Below are 5559 nucleotides of genomic sequence, written 5' to 3' on the forward strand. Positions count from 1 at the left end.
GCGAAGACAGTTCGTTCGGTGAAGCGGGAGATTTGCGTTGGCACACTTCGCAGTCTTCCGCTTCATCACCCTTACTCCAGCGACTTGATCCGGTGCTGTCTGGCGATTAAACACGGCCCTTTATACATACATGACTCATCGTGCTCGGCAACACACGTTAGCGCTGAAATCCCAGAGAGATTTGTTCCTGTATTCTGAATCTCATCTACCGACGCTTGATCTCCGGTGAAAAATACGTGCGAAGAACCGTTCTCACTGGGAACGATACCCTTGAATTGGAGTTGGACATCAGCATCCCGAGCGAGTCGTGCGAGCACCGTTGCTGGCTCCTGAAATTGGAGTGTGAGCTCGACGACACTGTCCGTCTGTGTGGTCTCTTGTTTCTGGGCAGCATGAATCGCGTGGGCAATCGTTCGGCCAAGTTCATCCAATATATGCTGATTGCGTTCATTCGGTTGTGGCTGCCCAATATAGACCGACAGAATCCCATACAGCGTTTCTTTATAGAGTAGTGGAATACTGATGCAGGAACGGGCACCCTCCTCGAGAATAGCCCCTCGACACGAACCAATTCGTCTATCAGTGGCGATATCCGCAACAACCTGCGTGTCTCGAGTGGAGGCTGTGGCAGCCACGGGATTCTGGTTTGTCGCACTGTCGTCGATGGTGATCGTACGATCCTCAACAATGCTACTATTGATACCAGCCCACTGTCGTGGTTCAATTGTTTCTCTGATCGCATCAAATTCACCAATCCATGCAAACTCGAAGAGATCAGAGTCCGCTAGTCGCTTACAAACTGACTGATCGATCTCGGTGACCGTATCGGCCCGCACGAGTGCTTGATCGATTTGCCGAATGAGGGTGTTGAGCTGGTCGAGACGTTCTAATTCTTGGTTTTGTCGGTTTAACTCCTGTTCGCCTTCTGCGCGGTCCCATGCCGTTTTGACGGTCGCGGCGATCGTTTCTATGAGGCCAATCGTCTGCTCGTCGAACGTTCCGGTCCGCGTCGAGCCAGCACAGATGACACCGTGTCGCCCCAGCGGCACGAGTACCCGACTTCGCAGTAGTGAGCCCGACGACGCATTCTCGGGAGTAGTGAGGTCGTTATCGATGTCAAGATCGTCGCCGAGGAACGTCTGCCACACTTGCTCGGAGAACTGGTCGGGGAGTCGAATTGCAGCGGGGTCTATCTCCGAGTTCGTGTGACAGGCATTCTCTTGAAGGTCACCAGTTGTCTCGTCGTAGCGCCAGAGTGCGGCGCATTCGACGTTGAGGATATCCAGGACGAGGTCGGCGGCGCGGTCGCTGATTGCCTCCATATCAGCGTTAATGAGTTCTTGGCTCGCGGCGTTGAGCCGTTCGAGGGAGGCGTTGGTCTGTTGCAATCGCTTTTCGCTCTCCTGGAGTGCTTGTTCTGCTTGGGTGCGCTGGACTGCCGCCCAGGTGCGCTCGGCTGTTTCCTCAATCATCGCGATTTCGGTGTCTGTCCACTCTCGGGGAGTCGACTGGTTGACAATGAAGTATGCGGTGAGACGACCGTCCTTAATTAGGGGGACACCTATCCACGCACAGATGTCCATTTGCAGGTACCTAGTCCGTTCTTCGTCACTCAGCTCCGAAACAGTTGAAAAATCGTTTATCACCAGGGTTTCACCGGCCTGAAACCCTTCAGTGATGTACTGGCCATACTCATGGAGGTGGTGTTCGCCGACCAAAGACGGAACGTCACCGCGGTAATAATCGGCATGGATCAGATTTGTGTTTCCGTCCGCCAACACTTCGCCGTAGAGGGCGCGATCAATGTCCAGTTGCTCCCCGATGATGCGTGCGGCCTCGTGCTGCATCTCGGCGGGATCAGCTATCGGGCGAAGGTTATCAACGAGTGTGACGCGGAATGCATCTAGTTCCGCCTGCTTACGCCGTTCCTCTTCTCGGTGCTTTCGCTCAGTGATGTCAAGGAGGGCGCCGTTCATCCGAATTTGATTGCCGTTCTCGTCGTACTCAACTTCACCACGTGCCAGGACCCACCGCTCGTTGCCGTTCATGTCCAGTGCTCGATATTCAGACTCGAACTCGTCGGTCTCGTTGACAGCCGTCTCAAGTGCCTGTTGCATCTGATCCTGATCATCTTGGTGAATCGACGCGATATAGTCATCAATGGGTGTGCCCGCAGCTGCTGTCTCGGGGTCAATACCAAATGTTTCCGCAACGGTTGTGTCGGCAGTAACCAGATCAGTCTCTAAGTCCCACACCCAGATCCCGACAGAACCTGCGGTGGTTGCGACCTCCAGTTGCTCTTTGGCCTCCCGCAGCTCCTTTTCAACCTTTTTACGCTCGGTGACTTCAATTGCAATGTTAAAGACACCCCCGATAGAGCCATCCGCAACCGGAATTGGATTGAAAGAGTAGTCGAACCAGGCGTTTTCCATCTCTTCTCCGCGATCAAGGGACAAGCGCTTTTCTTGTTCCTTGACAACACCCTTTTCATCCATAACATGTTCAAACATCGGTTCGATCGACCCCCATATTTCCGGAAACACCTCTCGAGCAGGTTGTCCCAGTGCGTCCGGATGTTTATCACCGATTAGCTCTCGCCATGCATCGTTGTACAGGAGTGTGTGCTCACTCCCCCAGTAAATGCCGATCGCCTCGTTCGCACTCAACATAATGTTGACCGCTATTTGCAACTGCTGGGGCCAGTCGTCCATCGAGCCGAGGGCTGTCTCAGACCAGTCCTTTTTTCGGATTCGTTTGGCCATCTCACTACCGGACTGAAGAGCGATCAGTGATTCGTCTACGTATGATGGGGTTTCAGTGATCCAGTCCAGGTTCAGTTTGCAGTTTGCTTGCTGTTCAGGGTCACGCGGAGGTTGCCACCACACCCGCCCGCGAGCACCGACTTTCTTCGTTTTGAGCAATCCGTCGTTGACGAGCGCGTCCAATTTATTGTAGATTGTTCGGTCGGTACAGTTGAATTTCTCTGCGACCTCTGTGGTGGTCAACGGCGTGCCGGGCGGACCGAAGGTATCGAACACTTCAAGAACAGTGGTAGGAGAGGGTGCGGATGAACTCATACTACTACGTAACCATGGACGTGCAAAAATATTCTGTCAACAGAAATGGTTAATACTGATTTTGAGATCAGCGAGTGAGAAACAGGAAGAGACGGGTTCATGTACACCCAGAGTGGGGAGACCACAGTAATCGAATGCAGCTTCAACCAAAAGACACCAAACTGGACTCAGTATACTGCCCTAACTCCTCCTCAATATCCGACGCACGCCACCCCAGCGGCGACACCACACTCGCCGCAGCACGAACCAACAACTCCCGATAGAATCCAGTATCATACTCGTCCAACTCCTCACTCGCCAATAGCACCCGCTCTCGCGACTGCTTTGCATCGTCGACCACCACATACGACACACTCTGACCAGGCGACCGCGCTAACCCCAATTCGGCCGCTCGCTCCAACGCCGCCACACTCCGCGTGGACTGCGTGTAGTCCTCCCGTTTCTTCGAAACCCGATTCGTGATCACCAACTCACTCGGATCGACCGCCCCACGCTCAAGTCGATCCACCCACGACCGCAATTCCACACACACCGCCTCTGGATCACGAGACACATCCACTACTCGAATCAACGCTTTCTGTGCATCGTCGATATACGATGGCGTACTCCGCTGACGGCACTCGATACCCCGATACTTGTACTCATCTTTGCCAGCGACCTTCCCGAAGTACTTCGTCAAGGCACCAGCATCCGAATCACGCAACGGCACGAACGCGATCCAGTCGTAGTGAGCTTCATACTCAAGCCGAATTGCCACCTCCTCGGAAATCTCCGAGACAAGCTCTGAAAGCGATGTCTGTTCTTCGCCTTCGATCGGCGTCACCCACACGCTATCGACGATGCCATGCACAATCCGCCACCCATGCTCCTCAAGCACTGCTTTCGTCTCTAACAGAATCTCCCGAGCAAACGCGTTGATCGCTTCGTGGCACTCGATACGGCCAAACTTCGCATTCGAAAAGCCCTGGTAGCCGAAACAGGAGACCAAAATCCACTTGATCGCACTCGACTGGCCTTCCAATTCCTCGCGACGCTCCTCGTCCTCTGTCTCCCGAATCTTGGCTTTAATCGCATCCCGATCCTCGATCAGCGGCTCAAGCACGTCCGGAAGATAGCCCCGCTCGTCACAAATCGAGTACCCGATGCCTGGCACGTCCTTCCTCCCAGAGTGACACTCACATCGAATCTTCTCCGGACTCACGTTCCGCGTGACAATGATATTCGGGTACAGCGACGAGAAGTCGAGTTCGTGAACGTCCTCGTGCAAGCCAACATTCGGCGAAAAGGTGAATCCTCCCCGGTCGGCATCATGCAGCTGGCGCATCGTTTTGAACTTCTCGTGTCGCCACGAACGCCACGGGACAATCACATCCCGCTCCCTCGCCTCCTGGATCTGAATCCCGGTCAGAATATTCCCGATCGACGACCACGCCAACTCCTGCAGTGGTTTGCCCGACTGCTCAACGAGATACAGACAACCACCCAAATTGGTCTGATTCCACATGAATGTATTCGAGCCGTCGATGATCACCCGCCCGGGAAGATTGTAGCGTGCAGGTGAGTGCCCGACCTGGCCGTAGCTTTCGTAGGTCGATTCACCCGCCAGTTGTTGCCATCCAGGCCGCCGACAAAGTTGAAACTCTACGCCGAGCCGATCGGCCTGCTGGAACAGGACTGGAATGAGGTCGCAGGAATTCAGGAACAGAACGTCGGGGTCAACCGACTCAACTCGATTCGACAATGCCGTTAACACGTCTTCACCACTCCCAGTCACCGTTTCATCGTCGATTGTGAGTTCGGTAACCCTCTCACTCCTGAGTTCTGTCTCCGAGACAGCAATCTGCATTTGCGAGAGTTCGTGGGTTGGCAGCGGGTCAATCCCCTCTTCGAGACAATACCGAAACTCCCGCGAGAAGTCGATGTTGTAGCAGCGATACTCACCAGGCGAGCCCCACTTGCTTACCATCCGTGCCACTGAATTCACCGCCTTGAGGTCGACCACGTCCACCTGGAGTACTTGCTCGGGGTCGTGCCGGAATCTCACGCGTTCATCAGTAGTAGCAACCCGAACAACGGCAGGATGATCACGAAGGGCAGCACGCGCTGTCGTAACGCCCTCCCTCGGTCGGGCGTAACACCACCGCCCCCACAGTGCCCGCGGAGATGAGGAACGGGCGCAAATTGCGTCCGTTCTGATGCACAATTTTCACTCGGTTACTGTGGGGTGTAACAAATCCTTCTTTTCTCCTCGCGGTTGCGAGGCGAAAGAAGGACTCATTGTGCGTTACACTAGCCGCTCGGTATGCGTTACGACAGTGTAACACGAGAGCTGTTCACTGGATACGAGTATGATGGTTACGAGTCTCGGTAGTTCCCATCGTTCCTGATTACTGACTCGGTTTCTGGGGCGAGACGAGAGTAGCTGGCGCGGATGAGCGAATGATTCAACCAAAGACGGCGGTCTCACTCCAGTGAGAGCGCC

The 5559-nt window shown here is 54.5% G+C and carries 2 protein-coding genes; both read right to left on the reverse strand.

Annotated elements, in window-relative coordinates; genetic code table 11:
* Window positions 1–71: 71 nt before the first annotated feature.
* Window positions 72–3077, reverse strand: a complete 3006-nt coding sequence (locus tag ACR3FF_RS25405) for a GAF domain-containing protein (protein WP_458190895.1) — start codon at window positions 3075–3077, stop codon at window positions 72–74.
* Between the two features lie 142 nt (window positions 3078–3219).
* Complete coding sequence (locus ACR3FF_RS25410; RefSeq protein WP_458190896.1) at window positions 3220–5280, reverse strand: type B DNA-directed DNA polymerase; 2061 nt, start codon at window positions 5278–5280, stop codon at window positions 3220–3222.
* Window positions 5281–5559: the final 279 nt, after the last annotated feature.

The organism is Haladaptatus ordinarius (genome assembly GCF_054177595.1).

Coding starts and splice junctions, on each gene's coding strand:
- ACR3FF_RS25405 (WP_458190895.1), bottom strand. CDS start 3,077: ATGAGTTCATCCGCACCCTCTCCTACCACTGTTCTTGAAGTGTTCGAT.